General features: G+C 66.0%; 25 protein-coding genes. 19 read left to right on the top strand and 6 right to left on the bottom strand.

What is annotated here, in order from left to right:
- The first annotated feature begins 33 nt into the window (after positions 1 to 33).
- The 12 genes from DU505_RS18010 to DU505_RS17955 all read left to right on the top strand — a co-directional run bounded on the left by DU505_RS18010 (position 34) and on the right by DU505_RS17955 (position 11,841).
- Positions 34 to 1,182 (top strand): aminotransferase class V-fold PLP-dependent enzyme, encoded by a 1,149-nt coding sequence (locus DU505_RS18010; protein WP_114480377.1) that lies wholly within the window; start codon positions 34 to 36, stop codon positions 1,180 to 1,182.
- Between the two features lie 36 nt (positions 1,183 to 1,218).
- Positions 1,219 to 1,545: a HesB/IscA family protein gene (locus tag DU505_RS18005; protein WP_114480376.1), complete on the top strand. Its 327-nt coding sequence runs from the start codon at positions 1,219 to 1,221 to the stop codon at positions 1,543 to 1,545.
- Positions 1,546 to 1,792: 247 nt separating this feature from the next.
- Complete coding sequence (gene ndk / locus DU505_RS18000) at positions 1,793 to 2,218, top strand: nucleoside-diphosphate kinase (protein ID WP_114480375.1); 426 nt, start codon at positions 1,793 to 1,795, stop codon at positions 2,216 to 2,218.
- A 70-nt stretch (positions 2,219 to 2,288) separates the two neighbouring features.
- Positions 2,289 to 3,413 (top strand): dual-specificity RNA methyltransferase RlmN, encoded by a 1,125-nt coding sequence (rlmN, locus tag DU505_RS17995; protein ID WP_114480374.1) that lies wholly within the window; start codon positions 2,289 to 2,291, stop codon positions 3,411 to 3,413.
- 99 nt (positions 3,414 to 3,512) lie between these two features.
- Entirely contained in the window at positions 3,513 to 4,247 is a 735-nt protein-coding gene (pilW, locus tag DU505_RS17990; RefSeq protein ID WP_114480373.1) for a type IV pilus biogenesis/stability protein PilW, read from the top strand.
- Positions 4,248 to 4,277: 30 nt separating this feature from the next.
- The gene (locus tag DU505_RS17985) at positions 4,278 to 5,270 is read left to right on the top strand and encodes a RodZ domain-containing protein (RefSeq protein ID WP_114480372.1); all 993 of its coding nucleotides are present in this window, start codon (positions 4,278 to 4,280) and stop codon (positions 5,268 to 5,270) included.
- Positions 5,271 to 5,280: 10 nt separating this feature from the next.
- Positions 5,281 to 6,396 (top strand): flavodoxin-dependent (E)-4-hydroxy-3-methylbut-2-enyl-diphosphate synthase, encoded by a 1,116-nt coding sequence (gene ispG / locus DU505_RS17980; protein WP_114480371.1) that lies wholly within the window; start codon positions 5,281 to 5,283, stop codon positions 6,394 to 6,396.
- Between the two features lie 26 nt (positions 6,397 to 6,422).
- Positions 6,423 to 7,736 (top strand): histidine--tRNA ligase, encoded by a 1,314-nt coding sequence (gene hisS, locus DU505_RS17975; RefSeq protein WP_114480370.1) that lies wholly within the window; start codon positions 6,423 to 6,425, stop codon positions 7,734 to 7,736.
- 47 nt (positions 7,737 to 7,783) lie between these two features.
- Positions 7,784 to 8,443 carry a YfgM family protein gene (locus DU505_RS17970; RefSeq protein WP_114480369.1) on the top strand — a complete coding sequence of 220 codons (660 nt, stop codon included), beginning with the start codon at positions 7,784 to 7,786 and terminating at the stop codon, positions 8,441 to 8,443.
- Positions 8,440 to 9,606 (top strand): outer membrane protein assembly factor BamB, encoded by a 1,167-nt coding sequence (gene bamB / locus DU505_RS17965; RefSeq protein WP_114480368.1) that lies wholly within the window; start codon positions 8,440 to 8,442, stop codon positions 9,604 to 9,606. Before DU505_RS17970 ends, bamB begins: the two co-directional genes overlap by 4 nt.
- Positions 9,603 to 11,006, top strand: coding sequence for a ribosome biogenesis GTPase Der (gene der / locus DU505_RS17960; RefSeq protein WP_114480367.1), 1,404 nt, complete (start codon positions 9,603 to 9,605; stop codon positions 11,004 to 11,006). Before bamB ends, der begins: the two co-directional genes overlap by 4 nt.
- A 199-nt stretch (positions 11,007 to 11,205) precedes the next feature.
- Entirely contained in the window at positions 11,206 to 11,841 is a 636-nt protein-coding gene (locus tag DU505_RS17955) for a hypothetical protein (protein ID WP_114480366.1), read from the top strand.
- Positions 11,842 to 11,986: 145 nt separating this feature from the next.
- On the opposite strand, the gene DU505_RS17950 is transcribed toward DU505_RS17955, so the two are convergent.
- Positions 11,987 to 12,853 carry an ATP-binding protein gene (locus DU505_RS17950; protein WP_114480365.1) on the bottom strand — a complete coding sequence of 289 codons (867 nt, stop codon included), beginning with the start codon at positions 12,851 to 12,853 and terminating at the stop codon, positions 11,987 to 11,989.
- 121 nt (positions 12,854 to 12,974) lie between these two features.
- On the opposite strand from DU505_RS17950, the gene DU505_RS17945 reads away from it, so the two are divergent.
- Complete coding sequence (locus DU505_RS17945; RefSeq protein WP_114480364.1) at positions 12,975 to 13,775, top strand: M48 family metallopeptidase; 801 nt, start codon at positions 12,975 to 12,977, stop codon at positions 13,773 to 13,775.
- A gap of 18 nt (positions 13,776 to 13,793) precedes the next feature.
- Positions 13,794 to 14,054: a hypothetical protein gene (locus DU505_RS17940; RefSeq protein WP_114480363.1), complete on the top strand. Its 261-nt coding sequence runs from the start codon at positions 13,794 to 13,796 to the stop codon at positions 14,052 to 14,054.
- A gap of 140 nt (positions 14,055 to 14,194) precedes the next feature.
- Here DU505_RS17940 and aroE read toward each other — a convergent pair whose 3' ends face one another.
- From aroE to DU505_RS17915, 5 genes are all read right to left on the bottom strand, one after another.
- A complete protein-coding gene (aroE, locus tag DU505_RS17935; RefSeq protein ID WP_114480362.1) occupies positions 14,195 to 15,007 on the bottom strand; it encodes a shikimate dehydrogenase in 813 nt (270 codons plus the stop codon).
- A gap of 159 nt (positions 15,008 to 15,166) precedes the next feature.
- Positions 15,167 to 16,090, bottom strand: coding sequence for an oxygen-dependent coproporphyrinogen oxidase (hemF, locus tag DU505_RS17930; RefSeq protein WP_114480361.1), 924 nt, complete (start codon positions 16,088 to 16,090; stop codon positions 15,167 to 15,169).
- Between the two features lie 42 nt (positions 16,091 to 16,132).
- Positions 16,133 to 16,690: an L-threonylcarbamoyladenylate synthase type 1 TsaC gene (gene tsaC, locus DU505_RS17925; RefSeq protein WP_114480360.1), complete on the bottom strand. Its 558-nt coding sequence runs from the start codon at positions 16,688 to 16,690 to the stop codon at positions 16,133 to 16,135.
- 261 nt (positions 16,691 to 16,951) lie between these two features.
- Positions 16,952 to 18,013 carry a DNA-processing protein DprA gene (gene dprA / locus DU505_RS17920; protein WP_114480359.1) on the bottom strand — a complete coding sequence of 354 codons (1,062 nt, stop codon included), beginning with the start codon at positions 18,011 to 18,013 and terminating at the stop codon, positions 16,952 to 16,954.
- A 53-nt stretch (positions 18,014 to 18,066) separates the two neighbouring features.
- On the bottom strand, positions 18,067 to 19,095 hold the full coding sequence (locus DU505_RS17915) for a LysM peptidoglycan-binding domain-containing protein (RefSeq protein WP_245948062.1): 1,029 nt from the start codon (positions 19,093 to 19,095) through the stop codon (positions 18,067 to 18,069).
- Positions 19,096 to 19,359: 264 nt separating this feature from the next.
- Between DU505_RS17915 and def the strand changes: the two genes are divergently transcribed.
- From def to DU505_RS17890, 5 genes are all read left to right on the top strand, one after another.
- Positions 19,360 to 19,872, top strand: coding sequence for a peptide deformylase (def, locus tag DU505_RS17910; protein ID WP_114480357.1), 513 nt, complete (start codon positions 19,360 to 19,362; stop codon positions 19,870 to 19,872).
- A gap of 109 nt (positions 19,873 to 19,981) precedes the next feature.
- Positions 19,982 to 20,968 (top strand): methionyl-tRNA formyltransferase, encoded by a 987-nt coding sequence (gene fmt, locus DU505_RS17905; protein ID WP_114480433.1) that lies wholly within the window; start codon positions 19,982 to 19,984, stop codon positions 20,966 to 20,968.
- Positions 20,968 to 22,317 (top strand): 16S rRNA (cytosine(967)-C(5))-methyltransferase RsmB, encoded by a 1,350-nt coding sequence (rsmB, locus tag DU505_RS17900; RefSeq protein WP_114480356.1) that lies wholly within the window; start codon positions 20,968 to 20,970, stop codon positions 22,315 to 22,317. Before fmt ends, rsmB begins: the two co-directional genes overlap by 1 nt.
- A 42-nt stretch (positions 22,318 to 22,359) precedes the next feature.
- Positions 22,360 to 22,566, top strand: coding sequence for a dodecin (locus DU505_RS17895; RefSeq protein ID WP_114480355.1), 207 nt, complete (start codon positions 22,360 to 22,362; stop codon positions 22,564 to 22,566).
- A 108-nt stretch (positions 22,567 to 22,674) separates the two neighbouring features.
- Positions 22,675 to 22,791 (top strand): NAD-binding protein (locus DU505_RS17890; protein ID WP_147273095.1); only part of this gene is annotated, 117 nt, incomplete at its 3' end.

The raw sequence follows: 22,791 nt of genomic DNA, 5'->3' as shown, positions 1-22,791 counted from the left end.
CACCAGACCCCGTATGGAGACTCCCGCGAGCCCATGAGCGACCTCGTCTACCTCGATTATGCCGCCACGACCCCGGTCGACCCCCGTGTCGCCGACGTGATGCAGCGCCATCTCACCCAGGACGGCATCTTCGCCAACCCCGCCTCGCGCAGCCATATGCTCGGCTGGCAGGCGGAACAGGCCGTGGAGAGTGCCCGCCGCCAGGTCGCCGACCTGATCGGCGCCGACCCGCGCGAGATCGTCTGGACCAGCGGCGCCACCGAAGCCGACAACCTCGCGCTGATCGGCTACATGCGGGCCAACCGCAGTCGGGGCGGCCATCTTGTCACCTCGATCATCGAGCACAAGGCGGTGGTGGACACCGCCCGGGCGCTGGAAGCCGAAGGGTTCGAGGTGACCTGGCTGACCCCGGGGAAAGACGGGCGCGTCACCCCCGACCAGCTGCGCGACGCCATGCGTGCCGATACCGTCCTGGTCTCGCTGATGGCGGTCAACAACGAGCTGGGCTGCATCCATGATCTGGCGGCGCTGGCGGAAGTGGCGCATGCCGGTGGCGCCCTGTTCCATGTCGATGCCGCCCAGGCGGTGGGGCGCATACCGCTCGATGTCGCCGCTCTCGGCATCGACCTCATGTCGCTCTCCGGGCACAAGGTCTACGGCCCCAAGGGCATCGGGGTTCTCTACGTCAAGCGCAGCCCGGATATCCGCCTGGCGCCACTGATTCACGGCGGCGGACACGAGCGCGGCATGCGCTCCGGCACCCTGCCGACTCACCAGATCGCCGGCATGGGGGAGGCCTTCGCCCTGGCCGCACAGGAAGGCGAAGCCGACCAGGCTCGCATCCTGGCGTTGCGGAACCGTTTGCTCGACGGCCTGTCGGACCTTGATGGCATTCACCGCAATACGGCTGTCGACGTCGCGGTTCCCAATATTCTCAACCTCGCCTTCGAAGGTGTCGACGGCGAGTCGCTGCTGATGGCGCTGCGTAATATCGCGCTTTCGACCGGTTCGGCCTGCAATTCAGCGAGCGTTGAGCCATCCTATGTATTGAAGGGTATCGGCGTGCCGCGCCCCTTGGCACTGGCATCGCTTCGCTTCAGTTTCGGCCGATTCACCACCGAAGCCGATATCGACAGGGCACTGGACGCCCTGCAACATGCTCTTCCGGGCCTGCGCCGCTAGGCGGCCATGCCCACCCACACAAGCAGGAGAATGATGATGTCGCATCTTTCGATCACCACCGCCGCCGCCGAGCAGATCCAACGGGTGCTCGAGGAGCGCGGCCAGGGCCTGGGCCTGCGGGTCTCGGTCAAGCCCAGCGGCTGCTCGGGCTATAGCTATGTCCTCGACTTTGCCGACGAAGCGGCCAATGACGACATCGCCTTCGAGGATCATGGCGTGACCGTCTTCGTTGCCCCCGACGCGCTCGAGATGCTCGACGGCAGCGAGGTCGACTATGTCTCGGAGGGGCTCAACCGCTTCTTCCGTTTCAACAATCCCAACGTCAAGGACCAGTGCGGCTGCGGGGAAAGCTTCACGGTTTGAGGCGACTCGCCAAGCCTCGACCCTGGCAGCCGGGGCGATTGTTCCTCCCCTGAAGGCCCTACGATTGTTCAACGCCCGCCGGGAGCGTTATACTCTGCGCCCACTGTTTATGCGCTGAATCGTCGCGCCGCCCCGGCGTGCGACGCCGAACGCACCCTTTTCGTAGCGCCGCGCCGTGCCGGCTTCTCTTCGAGACCGGCGCAGCGTGGCGCTATCCCCATACGTACTACCAACGGAGACAGGCCACATGGCTACCGAACGCACTCTTTCCATCATCAAACCCGACGCCGTCGCCAAGAACGCCATCGGCGAGATCATCGCACGCTTCGAGAAGGCCGGCCTCAAGGTCGTGGCCGCAAAAATGCTGCACCTTTCCGAGGAGAAGGCCGGTGGTTTCTACGCCGAGCACAAGGAGCGTCCCTTCTACAAGGACCTGGTCGGCTTCATGACTTCGGGCCCTGTCGTCGTGCAGGTGCTGGAAGGCGACGATGCCATCGCCAAGAACCGTGACCTGATGGGTGCCACCAACCCCAAGGAAGCCGCGCCGGGCACCATCCGCGCCGACTTCGCCGAGACCATCGATGCCAATGCCGTGCATGGCTCCGACTCTCCGGCCTCCGCCGAGCGGGAAGTGGCGTATTTCTTCAGCGCCGACGAAATCTGCCCGCGCTGAGCCACACGCCAGGCTTGCCTCCGCGGGGGCTTTTCGCCCCCGCCCCTGTCCCTCCGATGTCCGTGATGCCATGACCGCCACCGCTCCCCAACGCACCAATCTGCTCGGCATGACTCGTGAAGAGATGGAAGCGTTCTTCCTCTCCATCGGCGAGAAGAAGTTTCGTGCCGCCCAGGTGATGAAATGGATTCACCACGAAGGCTGCGACGATTTCGCAGCCATGACCAACCTGTCCAAGGCGCTGCGCACGCGCCTGGCCGAGGTGGCCGAGATTCGTGGGCCCGCGGTGGTCTATGAGGGCACCTCCAGCGACGGCACCCGCAAGTGGGTGCTGGAAGTGGAGGACGGCACCTATGTGGAGACCGTGCTGATTCCGGCAGAGAACGGCAAGCGGCGCACCTTGTGCGTCTCCTCCCAGGTCGGCTGCTCACTGGACTGCAGCTTCTGCTCCACCGGAAAGCAGGGCTTTCAACGCAACCTCTCCAGCGCCGAGATCATCGGCCAGGTCTGGGTGGCGAGCAACAGCTTCGGACCGCGCCGCGACACCGCCAACCGTCCGGTCACCAACGTGGTGATGATGGGCATGGGCGAGCCGTTGATGAACTACGACAACGTCGTACCGGCCATGAAGCTGATGCTGGACGACAACGGCTACGGCCTCTCCAAGCGTCGCGTCACTCTCTCCACCTCCGGGGTGGTGCCGATGCTCGACAAGCTAGGCGACGAGCTCGATGTGAGCCTGGCCATTTCGCTGCATGCCGCCACCGACGAGCTGCGCAGCGAGCTGGTTCCGCTGAACCGCAAGTACAACATTCGTGCCCTGCTGGACGCCTGTCAGCGCTATCTCGCCAAGTGCGACGACAGGCGGATGGTGACCATCGAATATACCCTGATCAAGGACGTCAACGATCAGCAGGAGCATGCCGTACAGCTCGCCGAACTGCTGCGCGAACTGCCGTGCAAGATCAACCTGATTCCCTTCAACCCCTTCCCCCACTCGGGCTACGAGACGCCGTCACGCAACCAGACCATGCGATTTCAGCAGTGGCTCTACGAACTGGGCTACACGGCCCCGGTTCGCAGCACACGCGGCGACGACATCGATGCCGCCTGTGGCCAACTGGTGGGTCGGGTGAAGGATCGTACCAAACGGCATGAACGCTATATCCGCTCGATACAGATCGACGCCGACTGAAGCAGGCGGGCGCCTTGACTTCAACACGTCACGGCGCTTTGATGGACAGGCTTTTTTTACCCACCACCACTGCCGACGAGCTCTTTGCATGAGGATGCCATGACGCGCTGCCCCTCCCTGCCTTCACGACTCAGGCCGCTTTCGCTGATAGCGTTGCTCGCCGGGTCGCTGTGGCTGTCCGGCTGTGCCAGCCAGGCCGAGCGGGGCGACGGCAGCACCCCCGCCGAGGCGTTTACCGAGCTGGGCATGGCCTACCTGGAGCAGAACAACCTACCGCGCGCCATTGCGGCACTCAATCGCGCCCTGGAGAGCGATGCGCGAAATCCTCAGGCACTTCAGGCCATGGCCATTGTCTACCAGCGGCAGGGCGAGGACGAACTGGCCAACGAGACCTTCCAGCAAGCTCTGAAGGCCGACCCCGATTACAGCCGTGCGCGCAACAACTACGCCGCCTTTCTCTATGACAAGGGCCGCATCGCCGAAGCCTGCGAGCAGCTCGAGCTGGCCTCCCGCGATACCGAGTACGCCAACCGTGCCCAGCTGTTTGCCAACTTGGGGCAGTGCCATTGGGAGATGGGAGACCTGACCAAAGCCCGCAGCAGCCTCGAGCGCGCCCAGAGCCTCGAGCCGCGCAGTCCGAGAAGTTACTTCGCGCTGGCAGAACTGGAGCTGACGCTGGGGAATCCGGAGCGTGCCCACCAGCAGCTGGATGCCTTTATCCGGCTGGCGGGCATGACACCGAACGCCCAGGCGCTGGCCAACGAAATCGCCGTGGCCCGTAGCGGGAACACGGCCGTCACCCCTGACCCGGACACCCTAAGTGACGCCCCTTGATCAACGATTCATGACGAAGGATGCTCAGCCATGAGCGACACTCACAATATCGATACGGTCGACTTCGGGTCCCAGGCCTCGCCCGGCGAACTGCTGCGCCGCGAGCGAGAGACCCAGGGTCTCTCCCGGGAAGAAGTCGCTACTGCGCTCAACCTGCGGCCAGCCGTCGTCAGCGGACTGGAAGAGGACAACTACGACCAGATCCCGGTCGCCGCCTACCGTCGCGGCTACCTGCGCGCCTATGCCCGCCTGCTGGGCATGGACGATGGGCCTGTCCTCGAATCCTATGCCAGTCGCTTCAGCAGTCAGGAAATGGAACAGCGGGTCACCCCGGTGAACGTCTCCCGCCCCCCCTCCCGTATCGGCGCCTGGCTGTTCAAGCTGGTGACCCTGCTGGTCATTGCCGGGCTGATCGGCCTGACCCTGGTGTGGTGGCAGAGCCGGGGGGGAAACGAGCTGTTTGACTTCGACGACAGCAACCCCGTCTCGGTGGACAACCTCGATGGCACCACTACCGTGGTGGAAGAGGAGCCGCGCGCCGAGGTCGAGGAGTCCCTGCCACCATTGCCCGAGGAAGGCGTCGACCCGATCGGCACCCAGGCCCCCGCCGCCCCCTCTCCGCAGGTCGAACCGGACGGGGCCGAGCGGCTTGCCGGGGCCGGCGAGACCGACGAACCGATTGCCGCAGACCTCGAGCCGGTGACCGAAGATGAAGTCGAGACCCCCGACATCGTCACCGAGGAGGAGCCCGAGACCACCGAGGCCCCGACCGCCGGTGACGTGCGGGAACTGCAGTTGACCTTCAACGAACAGTCCTGGACCGAGATCTTCGATGCCAACAACCAGCGCATCTTCGTCGGCCTCCAGGAAGCCGGCACCACCGCCAGCGTGGAAGGCGATCCGCCTTTCCGCATGACCATCGGCAATGCCACCGGCGTCGAGCTGATATGGCGCGGCGAACCGGTCGATCTCGCTGCCCGCGCCGGCGCCAACAACGTCGCCCGCTTCACTCTGGGAGAATGATTCCGTCACCATGCACGCTCAATCGCCCATCATTCGACGCAAGTCCCGCCAGATCCATGTCGGCAAGGTTGCGGTAGGGGGAGACGCCCCCATCTCCGTGCAGAGCATGACCAACACCGACACCCTGGACGTAGCCGCCACCGTGGCCCAGATACGCCAACTGGAAGCCGCCGGGGCCGACATCGTGAGGGTTTCGGTGCCGACCATGGAGGCCGCCGAGACCTTCGGCCGCATCAAGCGCGAGGTCGAAGTGCCGCTGGTGGCCGATATCCATTTCGACTACAAGATCGCCCTGCGCGTCGCCGAGCTCGGCGTCGACTGCCTGCGTATCAACCCCGGCAACATCGGCAAGGAAGAGCGGGTTCGCGCCGTGGTCAGCGCCGCCAGGGACAATGGCATCCCGATCCGCATCGGCGTCAATGCCGGTTCGCTGGAGAAGGATCTGCAGAAGAAATATGGCGAGCCGACACCGGCAGCCCTGGTGGAGTCGGCCATGCGCCATATCGACCACCTCGACCGCCTCGATTTCCAGGAATACAAGGTCAGCGTCAAGGCCTCGGACGTGTTCATGGCGGTGGCCGCCTACCGCCAGCTTGCCACCCAGATCGAGCAGCCGCTGCACCTGGGCATCACCGAGGCGGGGGGGCTGCGCTCCGGTACGGTGAAGTCATCCATTGGCCTGGGCATGCTGCTGATGGACGGTATCGGCGACACGATTCGTGTTTCGCTCGCCGCCGACCCGGTCGAGGAGATCAAGGTCGGCTTCGACATGCTCAAGAGCCTGCGCCTGCGCGCCAAGGGCATCAACTTCATCGCCTGCCCCAGCTGTTCGCGCCAGAATTTCGATGTCATCGGCACCATGAACGCCCTCGAGGAACGGCTCGAGGACATCATGACACCTCTCAACGTCTCCGTGATCGGCTGCGTGGTCAACGGCCCGGGCGAGGCCAAGGAGGTCGATGTCGGCCTCACCGGTGGCTCGCCCGCCAACCTCGTCTACATCGACGGCAAGCCAGCCTCCAAGCTGCGCAACGACAATCTGGTCGATGACCTAGAACGCTTGATTCGCGAACGGGTACGCGAGAAAGAGCAGGCCGAACAGGATGTGATCGTCCGCGGCCAGTGAGCCGGGCGAAAACCAAGGAGCCAGTGTTGAGCAAGAACGTCTTGAGCAAGAAAAAGATCCAGGCCATTCGTGGCATGAACGACCTGCTGCCGGAGCAGTCGTCGCTGTGGCAGTACTTCGAGGGCAAGGTGCAGTCGCTGATGCGGCGCTACGGCTACGCCGAGATTCGCACCCCCATCGTCGAGCAGACCGCGCTGTTCGCCCGCTCCATCGGCGAGGTCACCGACATCGTCGAGAAGGAGATGTACACCTTCGAGGATCGCAACGGCGACAGCCTGACCCTGCGTCCCGAGGGCACGGCAAGCTGCGTGCGCGCCGCCATGGAGAACGGGCTGCTGCACAACCAGACCCAGCGGCTGTGGTACCAGGGCCCGATGTTTCGCCACGAGCGTCCGCAGAAGGGACGTTATCGGCAGTTCCATCAGGTCGGCCTGGAAGCCTTCGGCCTGGACGGGCCCGACATCGACGCCGAGGTGATCCTGCTCTCGGCACGGCTGTGGAAGGAGCTGGGCCTGCTCGAGCATGTCACCCTGGAGCTCAACTCGCTTGGCTCCAACGAGGCCCGAGCCGCCTATCGCGACAAGCTGGTGGCCTATTTCGAAGCGCATCGCGATGTGCTCGACGAGGACTCCCAGCGCCGGCTTGCCAGCAACCCGCTACGCATCCTGGATTCGAAGAATCCGGACATGGCGCCGATGCTGGCTGATGCGCCCAGGCTCATGGACCACCTGGACGACGCTTCCCGCCAGCACTTCGAGCAACTCACGGCCCTGCTCGAGGCGGCCGGCATCGACTACGTGATCAATCCGCGCCTGGTGCGTGGCCTGGACTACTACTGCCGCACTGTCTTCGAATGGACCACCACGGCGCTGGGCAGCCAGGGCACCGTCTGTGCCGGTGGCCGCTATGACGGCCTGGTGGAGGAGCTCGGCGGCAAGCCGACTCCTGCGGTGGGCTTCGCCATGGGCATCGAGCGGCTGATCCTGCTGCTGCAGACCCTGGAGTTGGTGCCGGCCAGTGCCCTGGAGGAGCTGGACGTCTACCTGCTGCCCATGGATGATGACGCCACCGGAAGCGCCATGCTGCTGGCCGAGCAGCTGCGCACGGCGCTGCCCGGCCTGCGGCTGCAGCTGCACTGCGGGGGCGGCAGCTTCAAGAGTCGCATCAAGAAGGCCGACAAGAGCGGCGCCCGCTTCGCCCTGCTGCTGGGCGAGGATGAACTGGCCAATGATCGGGTCAGCCTGAAGTTCCTGCGCGAAGCGCGCGATCAGCAGAGCCTGAGCAGGAGCTCGCTGGGCACCGACCTCGCTACCTTGTTGTCAGGCAACGCTGTCGGATAACACGACCGCCTGACACCGAACCAGACATGCCGTAGAGGAGACCGCCCGTGGCGGAGCTGAGAACCGAAGAAGAGCAGCTGGATGCCATCAAGCGATGGTGGAAGGAGAACGGCACCGCGCTGATCGCCGGTGTGGCCCTCGCCGCCGCCGGCATATTCGGCTGGAACGCCTGGCAGAACTACCAGGAAAACCAGGCCGAGGCGGCCTCGCTGCGCTACCAGCAGCTGGTCAACCTGGCCGACGCGGAAGGGCAGGACGACGAAAACCTCGCCCAGGCCCGCGCGCTGGCCGACGAGATCGTCGACAACCACGGCCGCACGCTCTATGCCGACATGGCGCGGCTGATCGACGCTCGCCTGGCGGTAGCCCAGGACGACTACGATGCCGCACAGGCCGCCTTGCGGGCGGTGATCGAGAACAGCGGACGCGACTACCTCCAGGGCCTGGCGCGGCTGCGCCTGGCACGCCTGCAGGTGGCCCAGGGCGATGCCGAAGCGGCGCTCGAGACCCTCGACAGTGGCATCCCGGAGGCACTTGCTGCCCAGCGAGCCGATATCCGCGGCGACGCCCAGCTCGCGCTGGGCCGCCAGGACCAGGCGCGCGAGGCCTGGCGTGAAGCACTTGCCCACGCCGAACAGCGTGACCAACCGATCTACGGTGTCCAGCTCAAGCTGGAAGACCTTGGCGTTGAAGAGGCGATACTATGATTTCTGTCATGCGGCACAAGGCATCCCTGGCCATTGTCGCCACGCTCACCGTCGGCCTGCTGGCCGGTTGCGCCAGCAAGCCGGAGCCCCGCTACTCGCCCAAGGAGCTATCTCGCTTCGACGCCACCGCTCAGCTCGACAGCGACTGGCGACAGCGGGTCGGACAGGGTCTGGGGCGGGCCGAGTACCCCATCGCCCCGTCGCTGGATGATGGCACCCTTTATGCCGCCGACGAACGCGGTCGGGTGATGGCATTCGACGCTGACAGCGGCAGCCGACTGTGGCAGAAGGACCTCGAGATCGGCGTTTCCAGCGCCCTGACCGCCGTGGCCGGGGAGATCTACCTGGGCACGCGAAATGGTGAAGTGCTGGCGCTCAGTCAGTCCGATGGCGACGTGCTGTGGCGCTCACGGGTGCCCAGTGAAGTATTGGCCGCCCCCCAGCCTACCCAACAGCTGCTGGTAGTCCAGAGCGTCGACGGCAGCGTCACCGCCCTGGACCGCAGCAACGGCCAGGAGCGCTGGTCACACAGCACCACCGAACCCGCCCTTACCCTGCGCGGTACCGGCACGCCCTCGGTGATCGATCCGGTGACCTTCGCCGGTTTCGCCAATGGTCGCCTGGTCACCCTGGACAATCGCAGTGGTCAGCCCCTGTGGGAACGGCGCATTGCCGTGCCTCAGGGCCGCAGCGAGATCGATCGCATGGTCGATCTGGGTGGCCAACCGGTGCTGACGCCGGATGGGCGCCTGTTCGTGACCAGTTACAACGGCCGCCTGGTGGCCCTGCAGGCCAACACCGGCGAGATCCTGTGGGAGCGTGAACACTCCAGCCACCTGACACCGGTCCTGGTCGGTGATCGTCTCTTCACCGTCAACGAAGCCAGTCACCTGATCGCCCTGGATGCGCGAAGCGGCGATGAAGTGTGGCGCAACCGCGACCTCGAAGGCCGCTGGCTTACCGCCCCCGCCTTCGCCGGCGGCAACCTGGTGGTGGGCGACTTCGAGGGCTACCTGCACCTGGTCGATACCCAGACCGGCCGCTTCAGCGCCCGGACCCGCATCGACAGATCGGGCATCAGCGTACGGCCTGTCACCGACGCGCGGCGCATCTATGTGCTGACCAACAACGGTCGCCTGGAAGCCCTGGACATTCGCCGATGACGCCTGTGATTGCCCTGGTCGGCCGGCCCAATGTGGGCAAGTCGACCCTGTTCAACCGCCTGACCCGCTCGCGGGACGCTCTGGTGGCTGACTTCCCGGGCCTCACCCGTGACCGCAAGTACGGTAACGGGCTGCTTGGCAACAAGAGCTATACGGTGATCGACACCGGGGGCATCAGCGGCGACGAGGAAGGCATCGACGCCGCCATGGCAGAACAGTCGCTGGCGGCCATCGACGAGGCCGACATCGTGCTGTTCATGGTCGATGCCCGGGCCGGCCTCAACGTGGCGGACGAGGCCATCGCCAACCACCTGCGGGTCAACCAGAAGAAGACCTGGTTGGTGGTCAACAAGACCGACGGCCTTGAAGAACACTCGGCCATGGCCGACTTCTGGGCACTGGGCCTGGGCGATCCCTTTGCCATCGCCGCGGCCCACGGTCGCAACGTCACCACCCTGATCGAGACGGTACTCGAGCCCTTCCCCGAGCGCGACGAGAGCATTCCCGCCGATACCGGCACCAAGGGGATCCGCATCGGCGTGATCGGCCGCCCCAACGTGGGCAAGTCGACCCTGGTCAATCGGCTGCTCGGCGAGGAACGGGTCGTGGTCTTCGACGAAGCCGGGACCACTCGGGACGCCATCGAGATTCCCTTCGAACGCCGCGGCAAGCCCTATGTGCTGATCGATACCGCCGGGGTGCGGCGACGCAAGAACGTCCGCGAGTCCTTCGAAAAGTTCTCGATCATCAAGACCCTGGAAGCGATCAAGGAGTGCCATGTTGCCGTCATGGTGCTGGACGGCAGCAGTGGCCTGGTGGAGCAGGACCTGCATCTGCTCGACTATGTGCTGACCACGGGGCGCGCCCTGGTGCTGGCGGTCAACAAGTGGGACGGGCTGGAAAGCGAAGCCAAGGAGAAGATGCGCGCCGAGATCAAGCGCCGCCTGGGCTTCGCCGACTACGCCGAGCTGCACTTCATTTCGGCCCTGCACGGCACGGCGGTGGGCGACCTCTATCCTTCCATCGAGCGCGCCTTCGCTTCCGCCAACAGCCACTGGTCGACCAACCGTCTCACCACGCTGCTGCAGGATGCGGTCAGCCAGCATCCGCCCCCCCTGGTGCACGGCCGCCGCATCAAGCTACGCATGGCGCATCAGGGTGGCAGCAATCCGCCCATCATCGTGGTGCACGGCAACCAGACCGAGGCGCTTCCCGAAGCCTACAAGCGCTACCTGATCAACACCTTCCGCAAGGTGCTCAAGGTTCGCGGCACGCCGATTCGCTTCGAATTCCGCTCCGGCAACAATCCCTTCGACCCCATGGCCGACGCCAGCGATCGCGAGAAAGCCAAGAAGCGCGAGCTGGGCCGCACCAAGGAGGCTCGCAAGAGCCGTCGCTGAACCCGCTTCTTTTGTCAGGTGCCGTCGGCTCTCGGGCCTGCGGTGCCGCTTCCTGTCGTGTCATTTTCCTTTCCGGTTGAGCCCTGTTCCTATCGGTTACCGCGCCGTTGCGGAATTTTTCTTGACACCTAGCTCCGCCGAACCTGAAATACGCCCGTTTATCCACCGCTGCTGCCCTTCCGGGCAGGGAGTCCCTTGCATGATCCTGACCCGCTTACTGCCGAAATTTTCCCAGCGACGCTGGCGCCTGCTGGCGCCGCTGTGCCTGGCGGGGCTGCTGACCGGCTGCCTGGCCATCCCCCAGACCGGCCTGTTCGCCTTCCGCCTGGCTGTCACCTCCCTGGGAGTGGAAGAGGTGCGCATCGGCCCCTACGCCGTGGATGCCCGCCTCGACACCAGCGATATCATGTCACTGGCGTTGTCGAGCCTCGGTGCCGGCAGCCTGCCGGTGCAGGCAACCCTGGCCATGGGCCTGGGGCTGCCCACCGGGATGCCGGCGGTGGAGATGTCCGGCTTTCGCTGGACGCTTGACATGCCTGGCGTCGAGCCGGTCAGCGGCAACTACGAGCAGGACGTGACCCTGACTTCGGGTGAGGATGCCAACTTGCGCCTGCCGGTGGCCTTCGACCTGCTCGACGGCGGCCGCGAGCGACTGGCCCCCATGGTGGAACTGGCCAGCCAGCTGGCAAGCCAGGGCGAACTGCCCGCCGGCAGCGAGCTGGCCATCACCCCCGGCGACCTACGCGGCCTGGGCATGACCCTGCCCGCAGGCCTGCTCACCCCCACCATCCGCCTGGGCGTGGGAGAGGACGGCAGACTGATTCCTCGCAGGTAAACGCTGACGAAACCCGGGCGATCCCGTCGACAGGCCAGTTCGGGGGCGCTGTGAACCCCTCCCTGGGCGCTACCGACGCCATCCATGGCGTAGGACCCCCTCCTGGCCTGTCCCCGGCGTCCCTCTGCCTCGGCGCGTCTGGCGGCTACTTCCCGTGCAGGCGACGGCGGCCAACCCAGTGGCTGGCGAACTGCCAGGCCCCGCGGCCACTTCTGCCGCCGCGCAGAGTGGCGAAGCGGATTGCCTCGGCGCGGGCCTCTGCCCCCCAGTCACGGACGCTACCCAACTGGGTGACCCAGTGGCAGCACGCCTCCAGGTAGGTGTCCTGGTTGAAGGGATAGAAGCCCAGCCACAGGCCGAAACGGTCCGATAGCGAGATCTTCTCCTCCACGGCATCGCCATGGTGCAGCTCGTCACCCACCAGCTGCGACGCCTCATTGTCCGACAGCGATTCAGGCAGCAGGTGGCGGCGGTTGGAGGTGGCATAGAGCAGCACGTTCTCCGGCGGCCCGGTCAAAGCACCGTCGAGCACACTCTTGAGTGCCTTGTAGGCATCATCGTGGCCCTCGAAGGAGAGATCGTCACAGTAGACCACGAAGCGCTGGGGCTGGTGCCTCAGCTGCTCTACCAGGGTCGGCAACCCGGACAGATCGTGGCGATCGACCTGGACCAGTCGCAGCCCCTCTGGCGCCAGGCTGTTGAGCAGGGCACGGATCAGTGACGACTTGCCGCTGCCCCGGGAGCCCCACAGCAGGGCGTGATTGGCCGGCAGCTTCTGCAGGAAGGCGCGGGTATTGTCGATCAGTGCCAGCTTCTGGCGTTCGATGCCCAGCAGGTCGTCCAGCGCCAGGGCGTCGCGGGGCGGTACCGGCAGCAGCCGACCGCCCAGGGCGTGGCGCTGCCACAGGGCGGCCACATCACGCTCCCAGTCGACCTCCTCGGGTACCGGGGGCAACCAGTGCTCCACATGATCCAGCAGGCGGGACAGGCGTCTGCTCAGCTCGGCATCCATCGGCATCTCCTTGGGACTTCCACGGTTCATGGTTGACCTTATGACGGTTCGGGGTATCTTGTGGCTAACCGTCATCCCCGTCCAGGGTCTCAAGGGATCTGAACCGAAGAGGTATAGAACGATGCGCTGGATTCGCTGTGTTGCCGTGGCCACGCTGGCCATGACCATTACCGCCTGTACCACTTCACCTACCGGTCGCCAGCAGCTTACGCTGATGTCGGATGCGCAGCTCAACCAGATGGGCCAGGAGGCCTTCGCGCAGTATCAGCAGGACCTCCCGGCGGCTGGCCAGGCCCAGCAGCGCTACGCCCAATGCGTGGCCAGTGCCATCGTCGACGTGCTGCCGGAGCGGGAGCGCAACCAGGACTGGCAGATCCGCGTCTTCGAATCGGAGCAGGCCAACGCTTTTGCTCTGCCCGGCGGTTACATGGGGGTCAACACGGGCCTGCTCGCGATCGCCGAGACCCAGGATCAGCTCGCCTCGGTGATCGGCCACGAGATCGGCCACGTGCTGGCACGTCACGCCAACGAGCGGGTTTCGACCCAGACCTCGACTCAGGTTGCTCTGTCGGTACTGGGCTCCGCCGCCGGCCTGCAGGGCCCGGGAGGAGATCAACTGATGGGGGCACTGGGCCTCGGCGCCCAGTACGGCATTATGCTGCCCTTCTCGCGTCGTCACGAGAGCGAGGCCGACGTTATCGGCCTGCGCCTGATGGCCGATGCCGGCTTCGATCCGCGCGCCAGCGTCGCACTGTGGGAGAACATGAGCGCCCAGGGCGGCGCCCGCCCGCCGGAGTGGATGTCCACCCACCCCAGCCATGGCCAGCGCATGCAGGGCCTGCAGGCGGAGATGGGCAACGCCATGGCGCGCTACGAGCAGGCTCGGCAGGCGGGGCGAACGCCCAACTGCCCCCGTCCCTAAACCACTTCTGGAAAGCGAATGCTGAGAATCGGATTACTGCTGTTGATCGTCCCGCCGCTGTCCCTGATGGGCCTCTACTTCTGGGAGCTCAGCGACGTACGCGAATGCACCCTGATGCAGGGTGGCCACTGGGACTATCTGGACGGCGTCTGCCGTGATACGTCCCAGCCCTTCGTGCCCTGGGTGGAGCGTGAGCCCTGGTTGGTCAACGGCGGCATGCTGCTCTCCGTGGTGGGTCTGGTCATCTGTATGGCCGGGCTCTACGTCAAGCGGCGCTGAGGGCAACGCTCAACGCCAACGACGAGGCGGCGCCGGGTTATCGCGCCGCCTCGTTGCGTTGGCTAACATATACCGCCCGATTGCCGCCCCCTCATGGGGCGTTGAAGGTATGAACCCACGGCTTAAACCCTTGCTTGGTGCTACAACGTCCGCCGCAGGCTTTCCCGTACCGGCTCTGTCAGCGGACGCTTCCCGCGCCACTGGAAGAACGACTCGGCGGCCTGCTCCACCAGCATACCCAGGCCGTCGACGGTGCAGGCACCGCGCTTGGCTGCCCAGCTCAGAAACACCGTGGGCTCGGCACCATACATCATGTCGTAGGCGGTGGCGCCGGTTCCGAAAAGGTCGTCGGGCAGCGGCGGCAGCTCCCCGCCGAGGCTGGCGCTGGTCCCGTTGATCACCACGTCGAAGGGCCCAGAGACGACATCGAAGCCACCGCCGCGGATCTCGCCAAGGTCGGCAAAGTCGACCGCCAGGGCCTCGGCCTTGGCCGCGGTACGATTTGCCACCAGCAGGCTCGCGGGTCCCGCCGCCAGCAGCGGCTCCAGCACCCCGCGCACAGCCCCACCGGCTCCCAGCACCAGGATGCGGGCGCCGGCCAGGCTCACCCCATGATGCTCCAGATCGCGGACCAGGCCGACCCCATCGGTGGTATCGCCGTGGGAGCGACCATCTGCCCCCAGCAGCAGCGTATTGACGGCCCCGGCACGCCGGGCCCGTTCGCTCAGCGTGTCGCAAAGCGAGAACGCCTGCTCCTTGAACGGCACGGTGACATTGGCGCCCCGCCCCCCCGCGGCCGTGAAGCGGCGCCAGGCGCCGGCGAAGTCGTCCAGCGGCGCCTCGATGGCGGTGTAGTCGATATCCTCACCGGTCTGCTCGGCAAAGGCCGCATGAATCATCGGTGACTTCGAATGCGAAATGGGATTGCCGAAGACGCAGTAGCGGTCTGTCATGGGATCTCCTCAAACACGGGAAGCGCCTGAATAGCCAACGAGCGACATGAAGCGCAAGGCGCCCGGAGCGCAGCAACCGGAGCCTATGGGTTATAGGTGAGGATCGACCGGGCTGGCGCACCAGCACCGCGTAACGCAGCGATTTGGTCGCGCAGATGCTCATTCAGCGCTTTCCCCCAGCCAGTCGCGGGGGCGCAAATAATCTCGATAGAGGCGCTCCTCGGCGCTGCCGGGTTCGGGCTGCCAGTCGTATTCCCAGCGGGCGAGGGGCGGCATCGACATCAGGATCGACTCGGTGCGTCCGCCGCTCTGCAGCCCGAACAGGGTGCCACGGTCCCACACCAGGTTGAACTCCACGTAGCGGCCGCGGCGGTAAAGCTGGAAATCGCGTTCGCGCTCGCTCCAGGGCATCTCGCTGCGCCGGCGCACGATGGGCAGGTAGGCGTCGAGGAAGGCATCGCCGACGGCCCGCTGGAAGGCAAAGCTGCGGTCGAAGCCCCACTCGTTGAAATCGTCGAAGAAGAGCCCGCCGACACCGCGGGTTTCCTCGCGGTGCTTGAGATAGAAATAGTCGTCACACCACGCCTTGAAGCGTGGGTAGACGTCCTCCCCAAAAGGGGCGCAGGCGTCCCGTGCCACCCGATGCCAGTGCAACACATCCTCGTGCACCGGGTAGAAAGGTGTCAGGTCGAAGCCGCCGCCGAACCACCAGACCGGTGCCTCGCCCGCCTTCTCGGCGATGAAGAACCGCACGTTGCCATGGCTGGTCGGAACGTGCGGGTTCTCGGGATGCATCACCCAGGAGACGCCGACGGCCTCAAAGCCGCGCCCGGCCAGCTCGGGGCGGGCGGCGGTCGCCGAGGGGGGCAGCAGGTCTCCAAAGACATGGGAGAAGTTGACGCCGCCCTTCTCGAAGATCTGGCCATGCTCGAGCACCCGGGAGCGGCCACCGCCCCCGGCTGCACGCTGCCAGCTGTCTTCATGGAAGTGCGTCTCGCCATCCACCGCGGCCATGGCTTGGCAAAGCCGCTCCTGCAGATCGAGCAGGTAGGTCTTGACGTCTTCCAGGTTGGCACGGGCCATGGGGCCTCCTTTCGCCAGGTACGTCTCTGCAACAGGTACGCCTCAGGCGCGCAGCACCCTGCCGCTGACCAGGTCGCGAATGGTGCTGGGACGATCGAGTCCGCCCAGCTCGCCCTCGACAATGGCATCGAGTTCGTCGCCGAAGGCCTCGCGGACCTCGTCGGCGCTGAGTGCCGAGGGCTCACCGGCACGATTGGCCGACGTCGATACCAGGGGGCCGCCGAAGGCCTCACACAGTGCGACCACCCCGGGGTGGTCGCTGACCCGCAGGGCCACGCAGTCATGAGCGCCACGCACCAGTGCATGGGTGCGCCCGTTGTCCGGCACCAGCCAGGTATGGGGTCCCGGCCAGGTGGAAACCAGCGGTGCATGCAGCTCCAGCGGCAGGCCCTCGAGCCAGGGAGTGAACTGCTTGATGCTGGCGGCGACCAGGATCAGTCCCTTGGCCGGGTCGCGCTGCTTGAGCCGCAGCAGCTGCGCCACGGCCATGTCATTGTCGGGGTCACAGCCCAACCCCCACACGCCTTCGGTGGGATAAGCGATCACGCCGCCGGCACGCAGCGCGGCCACGGCGTTGGAAAGAGACGTTACCTGAGGCATACCGGGTTGACCCTCGACGTTACGAACACAGACATTACGGCTCCCTACATCCGGCCGGCAAGACACGGATATCGGCCGGCCAATATGCTATCACGCTCAGGAGCCTGTCGGGCTTGACCGATCGTAGCGAGAGATACGGTTTTCGAGACAAGTTTATCGATCTGTAGAGGCGAATAGTGGGGCTCTTTAACGAAACAGATCGAATGGAATTGGCCGAAAATCCGGATTTCGCAGTAGATCAGTGTTAAGCCCGACAGGCTCCTAAACCCCACGCGGCAGGCGCACCCAGCCGCCCGGGGCCTGGGCAACGCGACCTTCCAGTTCGAGTTCCAGCAGGCGCCGCTGGCAGTCGGGCACGGTCAAGCCGGTCAGTGCGACCAGCGCATCCAGTGGCGACGGGGAGTCGCTGAGCCAGCGCAGCAGCGGGTCCCCGCCGCCATCGCCTGATGCAGCAGACGCCGGGGCCGTGGAGGAAAGCGCCGTGAAGGCGGGTGCCGCCCAGTGGGTCAGCTCCTCTAGGATATCGTCCAGCCGACGCACCAGCACCGCACCCTGGCGAATCAGTTGCAGACAGCCCCGTGCCTGGGGATTGTGGATCGAGCCGGGCAGCGCGAAGACGTCGCGGTTCTGCTCGATGGCAAGCCGTGCACTGACCAGCGAGCCGCTCTTCTCGGCGGCTTCCACCACCAGCACCCCGAAAGAGAGGCCGGTAACGATGCGGTTGCGACGGGGAAAGAAGCCCGGTCGCGCCCGGGTACCCGGCGGGTGTTCGGAAAGCACCAGACCGCCGCGATCGAGCAGCTGGTGGTAGAGCCCCGAATGGCGGGGCGGGTAGATCACATCGACGCCGCAACCCAGCACTGCCACGCTGCGCCCACCGGCCTCCAGGGCGGCGTGCTGAGCGGCACCGTCGATGCCCAGCGCCAGGCCGCTGTTCACACACCAGTCCCGGGCAGCCAGCTCTCGAGCGAAGACCGCCGCATTGGTCAGGCCTTCGCGGGTCGGTCGTCGCGAACCCACGATGGCCAACGCGGGGGGCAAGAGTGCGTCGAGATCGCCGAGCGCCCAGAGTACCGGTGGAGGATCGGCGATCTGATCGAGCAGCGCCGGCCAGGCCACGTGGCCGGGGAATAGCAGGTGTCGGGCTGGATCGGCATTGAGCCAGGCCAGATCGGCATCGACCAGGGCATCGAGGGGGCTGCGAGCGGGGTGGTCGAGCCACAGCCGAAGCGCCGTGGCGGCCTGCCGCGGCAGGCGTGCAAGCCAGCCGTCGGGCCAGGCCGGCTCCGTGGCTATCAGCTCGGCCAGCCGCGACGCGCCCATGCCTGGCAGGCGCACGACCGCCAGCCACTCCCGCGTGCCCGGTGACACCGCTTTCACCGCAGCGCCACCCCCCGCCCATGGCGGGGATTGTGCACCCGGTCGCCGACTTCCAGCGTACGGGAGGCCCGCATCACCAGGCCATAGCTCATCTTCTCGTAGGGGCGAAAGACCATGACCAGGCCCGCCTCGGTGCCTGGCAGCCGCAGGGCCTCACCGCTACGCGGATCGTTGACCCGCTCACCCTGCTGCTCGACCTGGAGTACATGACCGGCTTCCAGGCCGTCGCGCCGCCCGCGGTCGAGCGCTACCACCTGCAGCCGCCCGATGAAGCGAACGCCACCGGGTGCTGCCAGGATGCGCCCGTCGACCGTACCATCCGGGGCGCGGGGGACGAACTCCCTGGTCAGCTCGCGGCTCTCCAGCGGCAGGATGATGTCGTTGTTGCGCACTTCCTGGGAGGCGGACAGCACCTCGAGCACGACGATATCCTCCTCGGCGCGCACGACCTGGGCCTGGCCGACGCCCTCCAGCTCCAGGCCGAGCAGCTCGCCGGAAACCGCGTCACTGTAGCGCTCGCCGACGCGGTAGATGCCATACCGGGGGCCGCGCTGGATCTCGCCACGGGCATAGATTCGATCGCCCGCGCCGCTGATGATGCGTCGGTCGTCGCCGGCGACCACATAGGCCAACTCATCCAGTGCCTCCGGGTCGTCGACGACCCGATGGTCGCGCAGGAAATGACGTATCACCTCCAGGGGGATCGGCTCGATGGCTTCGCGGGCAGGAATGCGCCGCACCTCCGGCGAGAGCCGGACGGTGCCCTGACCGCGCTCGAGGCCCAGGCAGGGGCGTCCGTTGCAGTCATAGAGGTAGACCACATCACCAGGATAGATCAGGTGCGGGTTGCGGATCTGTGGGTTGACCTGCCACACCTCCGGCCACTGCCAGGGGTGCTGCAGAAAGCGGCCGGAAATACCCCAGAGCGTGTCGCCACGTACCACGGTATAGCGGTCGGGAGCGTCGCCGCGCAGCCCCTCCTCCCAGGTGAGACCCTGAGCCTGGGCCGGCGCGCCAAGCAGCATGGCGACACAGGCGCTGCTTATCAAGGCGACCCTGAAATAGCCAGCCAGCCAGCCACGTCCAGCCCTATCATTGTATCCCGCCATCCCCAACTCCCCTGCTCTTACCCCATCCCGGAAACCCTGAAGCCATCCCGCAGGGAACCTGAGCACCATGTTATAGTCTGATTTTATCGAAATAATAGGCGACAGGGCGGTTTCACCCCGAGCCGCAGCCCCCTAGAATAAGGGAATCCCTGATGACAGCATAACGGTGGTTCCAACGCCATGGCCAAATTACCTATCCTCGAATTCCCCGACGAGCGACTGCGCACCAAGGCCGCGCCGGTCGAAGCGGTTGATGACGAGGTGCGCCAGCTGGTCGACGACATGCTCGAGACCATGTATGAAGCCAGCGGTATCGGGCTTGCAGCCACCCAGGTGGACGTTCACCGCCGCGTCATCGTGATGGATGTCAGCGATAGTCGTGCCAGTCCGCTGGTTCTGATCAACCCCGAATACACGCCGATCGGCGATGAGCGCGACCTCATGTCCGAGGGCTGCCTGTCGATCCCGGAGTATTACGCCGAGGTGCCCCGCGCACTGAAGGTACACCTGAAAGCGCTGGACCGGGACGGCAATCCTTACGAGCTCGATGCCGAAGGCTTACTGGCTCACTGTATCCAGCACGAATACGATCACCTGCAAGGCGTGCTGTTCGTCGACTACCTCTCCGCACTGAAGCGCGACCGGGTGCTGAAGAAGATGCAGAAGCGCCACAAGCAGATGCAGGGTGCCTGAGGCCCGCAATTTTTCATCGTGAAGGCCGACGTGATTACGTCGGCCTTCGTCGTTTCCGCCTGCCTCCGTTATGATGGGGAACATCGCCCACTGGCAAGGCTTCGAAATCATGTCTCCACCCCTGCGTGTCGTTTTCGCCGGCACCCCCGACTTCGCCGCTTCCAGCCTGGCTGCGCTGCTGCAGAGCCGCCACTCCGTGGTCGCCGTCTACACCCAGCCCGACCGACCCGCCGGTCGTGGTCGCAAACTCACCGCCAGCCCGGTCAAGGCATTGGCACTGGAGCACGACCTGCCGGTGCTGCAGCCGCAGAGTTTGAAGGCGCCGGAGACCCAGGCCGAGCTGGCCGGGCTCGAGGCGGACATCATGGTGGTCGTCGCCTACGGTCTGATCCTGCCCCAGGCGGTACTGGACATCCCGCCGCTGGGATGCCTCAACGTGCACGCCTCGCTCCTGCCTCGCTGGCGGGGTGCCGCTCCCATCCAGCGGGCCATCGAGGCCGGTGACAGCGAAAGTGGCGTGACCATCATGCAGATGGATGCCGGGCTCGATACCGGCGACATGCTGCTTGTCAGGCATACCCCCATTGCGGACACCACGACCGGGGGCGAACTGCATGACACCCTGGCCGCCCTGGGCGGCGAGGCCATCGTCGAGGCACTGGATGCCCTGGCAGGCCCTGGCCTGCCCGCCACGCCCCAGCCCGAAACCGGGGTCACCTACGCCGCCAAGCTCTCCAAGGCCGAGGCCGAGCTGAACTTCCGCCAGCCGGCCAAGACGCTGGCGGCCAAGATACGCGCCTTCAACCCCTGGCCGGTAGCCTGGTGCGCCCACGGCAAGGAACGCCTGCGCCTGTTGATGGCGACGGCATCGGCCCGCCGTAATGGCGAAGCGCCACACCCCCCCGGCACCCTGCTCGAGCACGCCCCCGATGCCCTGCGCATCGCCTGTGGCGCCCAGGGCACCGAGGTACTGTCCGTGACACGCGCCCAACTGCCCGGCGGCAAGCCGCTGGCGGTCCGCGACCTGCTCAACGCCCGTAGCGGCACCCTGGCACCCGGCCTGCTATTGGGGCAAGCCACCGAGGAGACCTCCTGATGCATCGATCGACACCCTCCACCCGTGCGGGAAAGGCCGTTCAGGACGGCGGCCAGGCGGTGCGGGTGAGTGCCGCCCGTGCGCTGGTGCCGGTCATCACCGGCAAGGGGTCGCTGGCCGACCTGGACGATCATCAGGTTGTCACCCGGGACCGCGCCCTGTTCAAGGCGATGTGCTTTGGCGTCTGCCGCACGCTGCCTCGGCTAGAGGCGCTCGCCACGCAGCTGCTCAAGACCCCCTTCAAGGCCCGCGATGCCGATGTCCAGGCCCTGCTGCTGCTGGGTATCCACCAACTGCTCTACATGCGCATTCCGGCCCATGCCGCCGTGGGTGAAACCGCCGGCGCAGCGAGACTGCTGGGCAAGGAGTGGGCAACCAAGGTGCTCAACGGCTGCCTGCGCCGCCTGCAGCGAGAATCCGAGGCGCTCCAGGCCGAGGTCGACCAGGACCCGGCGGTGGCACTGCTGCACCCCCGCTGGTTGCTCAAGGCGCTGCGCCAGGCCTGGCCCGACGACTGGCGCGCCATCGCCGCCGCCAACAATGCGCCGGGGCCGATGACGCTGCGCATCAATCGCCGCCGCGGCGACCGGGAAGCCTACCTGGCACGGCTGATCGATTCCGGCCACGAGGCCAGGCTCTGTACGCACTCGCCCGATGGCCTGGTACTGGATACACCCTGTGACGTTCAGGCACTGCCCGGCTTCGCCGAAGGCGATGTCAGCGTACAGGATGAGGCCGCCCAGCTCGCCGCCGAACTGCTAGGACCGGTACTGGCTCCACGCCCCGGCGGTCGGGTGCTCGACGCCTGCTGCGCCCCCGGCGGCAAGGCCGCCCACCTGCTGGAACTCTTCGACGTGGATCTACTGGCGCTGGACAGCGACGCCACGCGCCTCGCCCGGGTAGAGGACGCCCTGGCCCGGCTGGGCCTTTCGGCAACACTGCTGCACGCCGATGCCACCCAGCGAGGCTGGTGGAACGGCACGCCCTTCGATGCCATCCTGCTCGACGCCCCCTGCTCCGGCAGTGGCGTGATCCGCCGTCACCCGGACATCAAGCGCCTGCGACGATCCTCGGACATCCCCAAGCTGGTCGAACTACAGGCAAACCTGCTCGACAACCTGTGGCCGCTGCTGCGTCCGGGGGGCTCGATGGTCTACGCCACCTGCTCGGTGCTGCGCGAGGAGAACGACGAACAGATCGAGGCGTTCCTCGCCCGCACGGAAGACGCCATCGCGACTACGCCCCAGGAGGTCAGCTGGGGCCGGCGGGCCGGTGCCGGACGCCAGCTGCTGCCGGAAGCGGAAAATCACGATGGTTTCTTTTATGCCAGACTGAAGCGGCAGGGCTGATATTGCCCTGCCTTCTCGACCACCAAGGAGCAAGGAGCCCATATGAGCGATCATGTCTACAAGCACATCGAACTGACCGGGTCTTCGGAGAAGGGCATCGAGGATGCCATCAACCGCGCGCTGGAAAAGGCATCGCACAGCCTGCACGGCATGCGCTGGTTCGAGGTAACGGATACCCGTGGGCATATCGACAATGGCCGTGTCGGCCATTGGCAGGTCACCGTCAAGGTCGGCTTCACCCTCGACTGACGGCCAACGTACACACACCTGTTACATCCCCTTCGGCTGGTTTATGCTAGCCACGGATCCTGCGGCGCCAAATCGGCGTCGCAGAGCCGTTTCACGGACCCGACAGCAATGAAGATCATCATTCTTGGCGCCGGCCAGGTCGGCGGTACGCTGGCCGAGCACCTGGCCCGCGAGGAAAACGACATCACCGTGGTGGACACCGACGGCGAGCGGCTGCGCGAACTG

The sequence above is a fragment of the Billgrantia montanilacus genome, from assembly GCF_003336675.1.
GTDB lineage: Bacteria > Pseudomonadota > Gammaproteobacteria > Pseudomonadales > Halomonadaceae > Halomonas > Halomonas montanilacus.
Note: the sequence above shows the minus strand (reverse complement) of the source record. Positions and strands in the feature narration are given on the sequence as shown.

Coding starts and splice junctions, on each gene's coding strand:
- DU505_RS17940 (WP_114480363.1), top strand. CDS start 13,794: ATGCTGAGAATCGGATTACTGCTGTTGATCGTCCCGCCGCTGTCCCTG.
- DU505_RS17985 (WP_114480372.1), top strand. CDS start 4,278: ATGAGCGACACTCACAATATCGATACGGTCGACTTCGGGTCCCAGGCC.
- DU505_RS18010 (WP_114480377.1), top strand. CDS start 34: ATGAGCGACCTCGTCTACCTCGATTATGCCGCCACGACCCCGGTCGAC.
- dprA (WP_114480359.1), bottom strand. CDS start 18,013: ATGGGCGCGTCGCGGCTGGCCGAGCTGATAGCCACGGAGCCGGCCTGG.
- pilW (WP_114480373.1), top strand. CDS start 3,513: ATGACGCGCTGCCCCTCCCTGCCTTCACGACTCAGGCCGCTTTCGCTG.
- aroE (WP_114480362.1), bottom strand. CDS start 15,007: ATGACAGACCGCTACTGCGTCTTCGGCAATCCCATTTCGCATTCGAAG.
- DU505_RS17945 (WP_114480364.1), top strand. CDS start 12,975: ATGCGCTGGATTCGCTGTGTTGCCGTGGCCACGCTGGCCATGACCATT.
- DU505_RS18005 (WP_114480376.1), top strand. CDS start 1,219: ATGTCGCATCTTTCGATCACCACCGCCGCCGCCGAGCAGATCCAACGG.
- DU505_RS17950 (WP_114480365.1), bottom strand. CDS start 12,853: ATGGATGCCGAGCTGAGCAGACGCCTGTCCCGCCTGCTGGATCATGTG.
- hemF (WP_114480361.1), bottom strand. CDS start 16,090: ATGGCCCGTGCCAACCTGGAAGACGTCAAGACCTACCTGCTCGATCTG.
- ispG (WP_114480371.1), top strand. CDS start 5,281: ATGCACGCTCAATCGCCCATCATTCGACGCAAGTCCCGCCAGATCCAT.
- DU505_RS17915 (WP_245948062.1), bottom strand. CDS start 19,095: ATGCTGCTTGGCGCGCCGGCCCAGGCTCAGGGTCTCACCTGGGAGGAG.
- fmt (WP_114480433.1), top strand. CDS start 19,982: ATGTCTCCACCCCTGCGTGTCGTTTTCGCCGGCACCCCCGACTTCGCC.
- der (WP_114480367.1), top strand. CDS start 9,603: ATGACGCCTGTGATTGCCCTGGTCGGCCGGCCCAATGTGGGCAAGTCG.
- bamB (WP_114480368.1), top strand. CDS start 8,440: ATGATTTCTGTCATGCGGCACAAGGCATCCCTGGCCATTGTCGCCACG.
- DU505_RS17955 (WP_114480366.1), top strand. CDS start 11,206: ATGATCCTGACCCGCTTACTGCCGAAATTTTCCCAGCGACGCTGGCGC.
- rlmN (WP_114480374.1), top strand. CDS start 2,289: ATGACCGCCACCGCTCCCCAACGCACCAATCTGCTCGGCATGACTCGT.
- rsmB (WP_114480356.1), top strand. CDS start 20,968: ATGCATCGATCGACACCCTCCACCCGTGCGGGAAAGGCCGTTCAGGAC.
- DU505_RS17895 (WP_114480355.1), top strand. CDS start 22,360: ATGAGCGATCATGTCTACAAGCACATCGAACTGACCGGGTCTTCGGAG.
- tsaC (WP_114480360.1), bottom strand. CDS start 16,690: ATGCCTCAGGTAACGTCTCTTTCCAACGCCGTGGCCGCGCTGCGTGCC.
- ndk (WP_114480375.1), top strand. CDS start 1,793: ATGGCTACCGAACGCACTCTTTCCATCATCAAACCCGACGCCGTCGCC.
- def (WP_114480357.1), top strand. CDS start 19,360: ATGGCCAAATTACCTATCCTCGAATTCCCCGACGAGCGACTGCGCACC.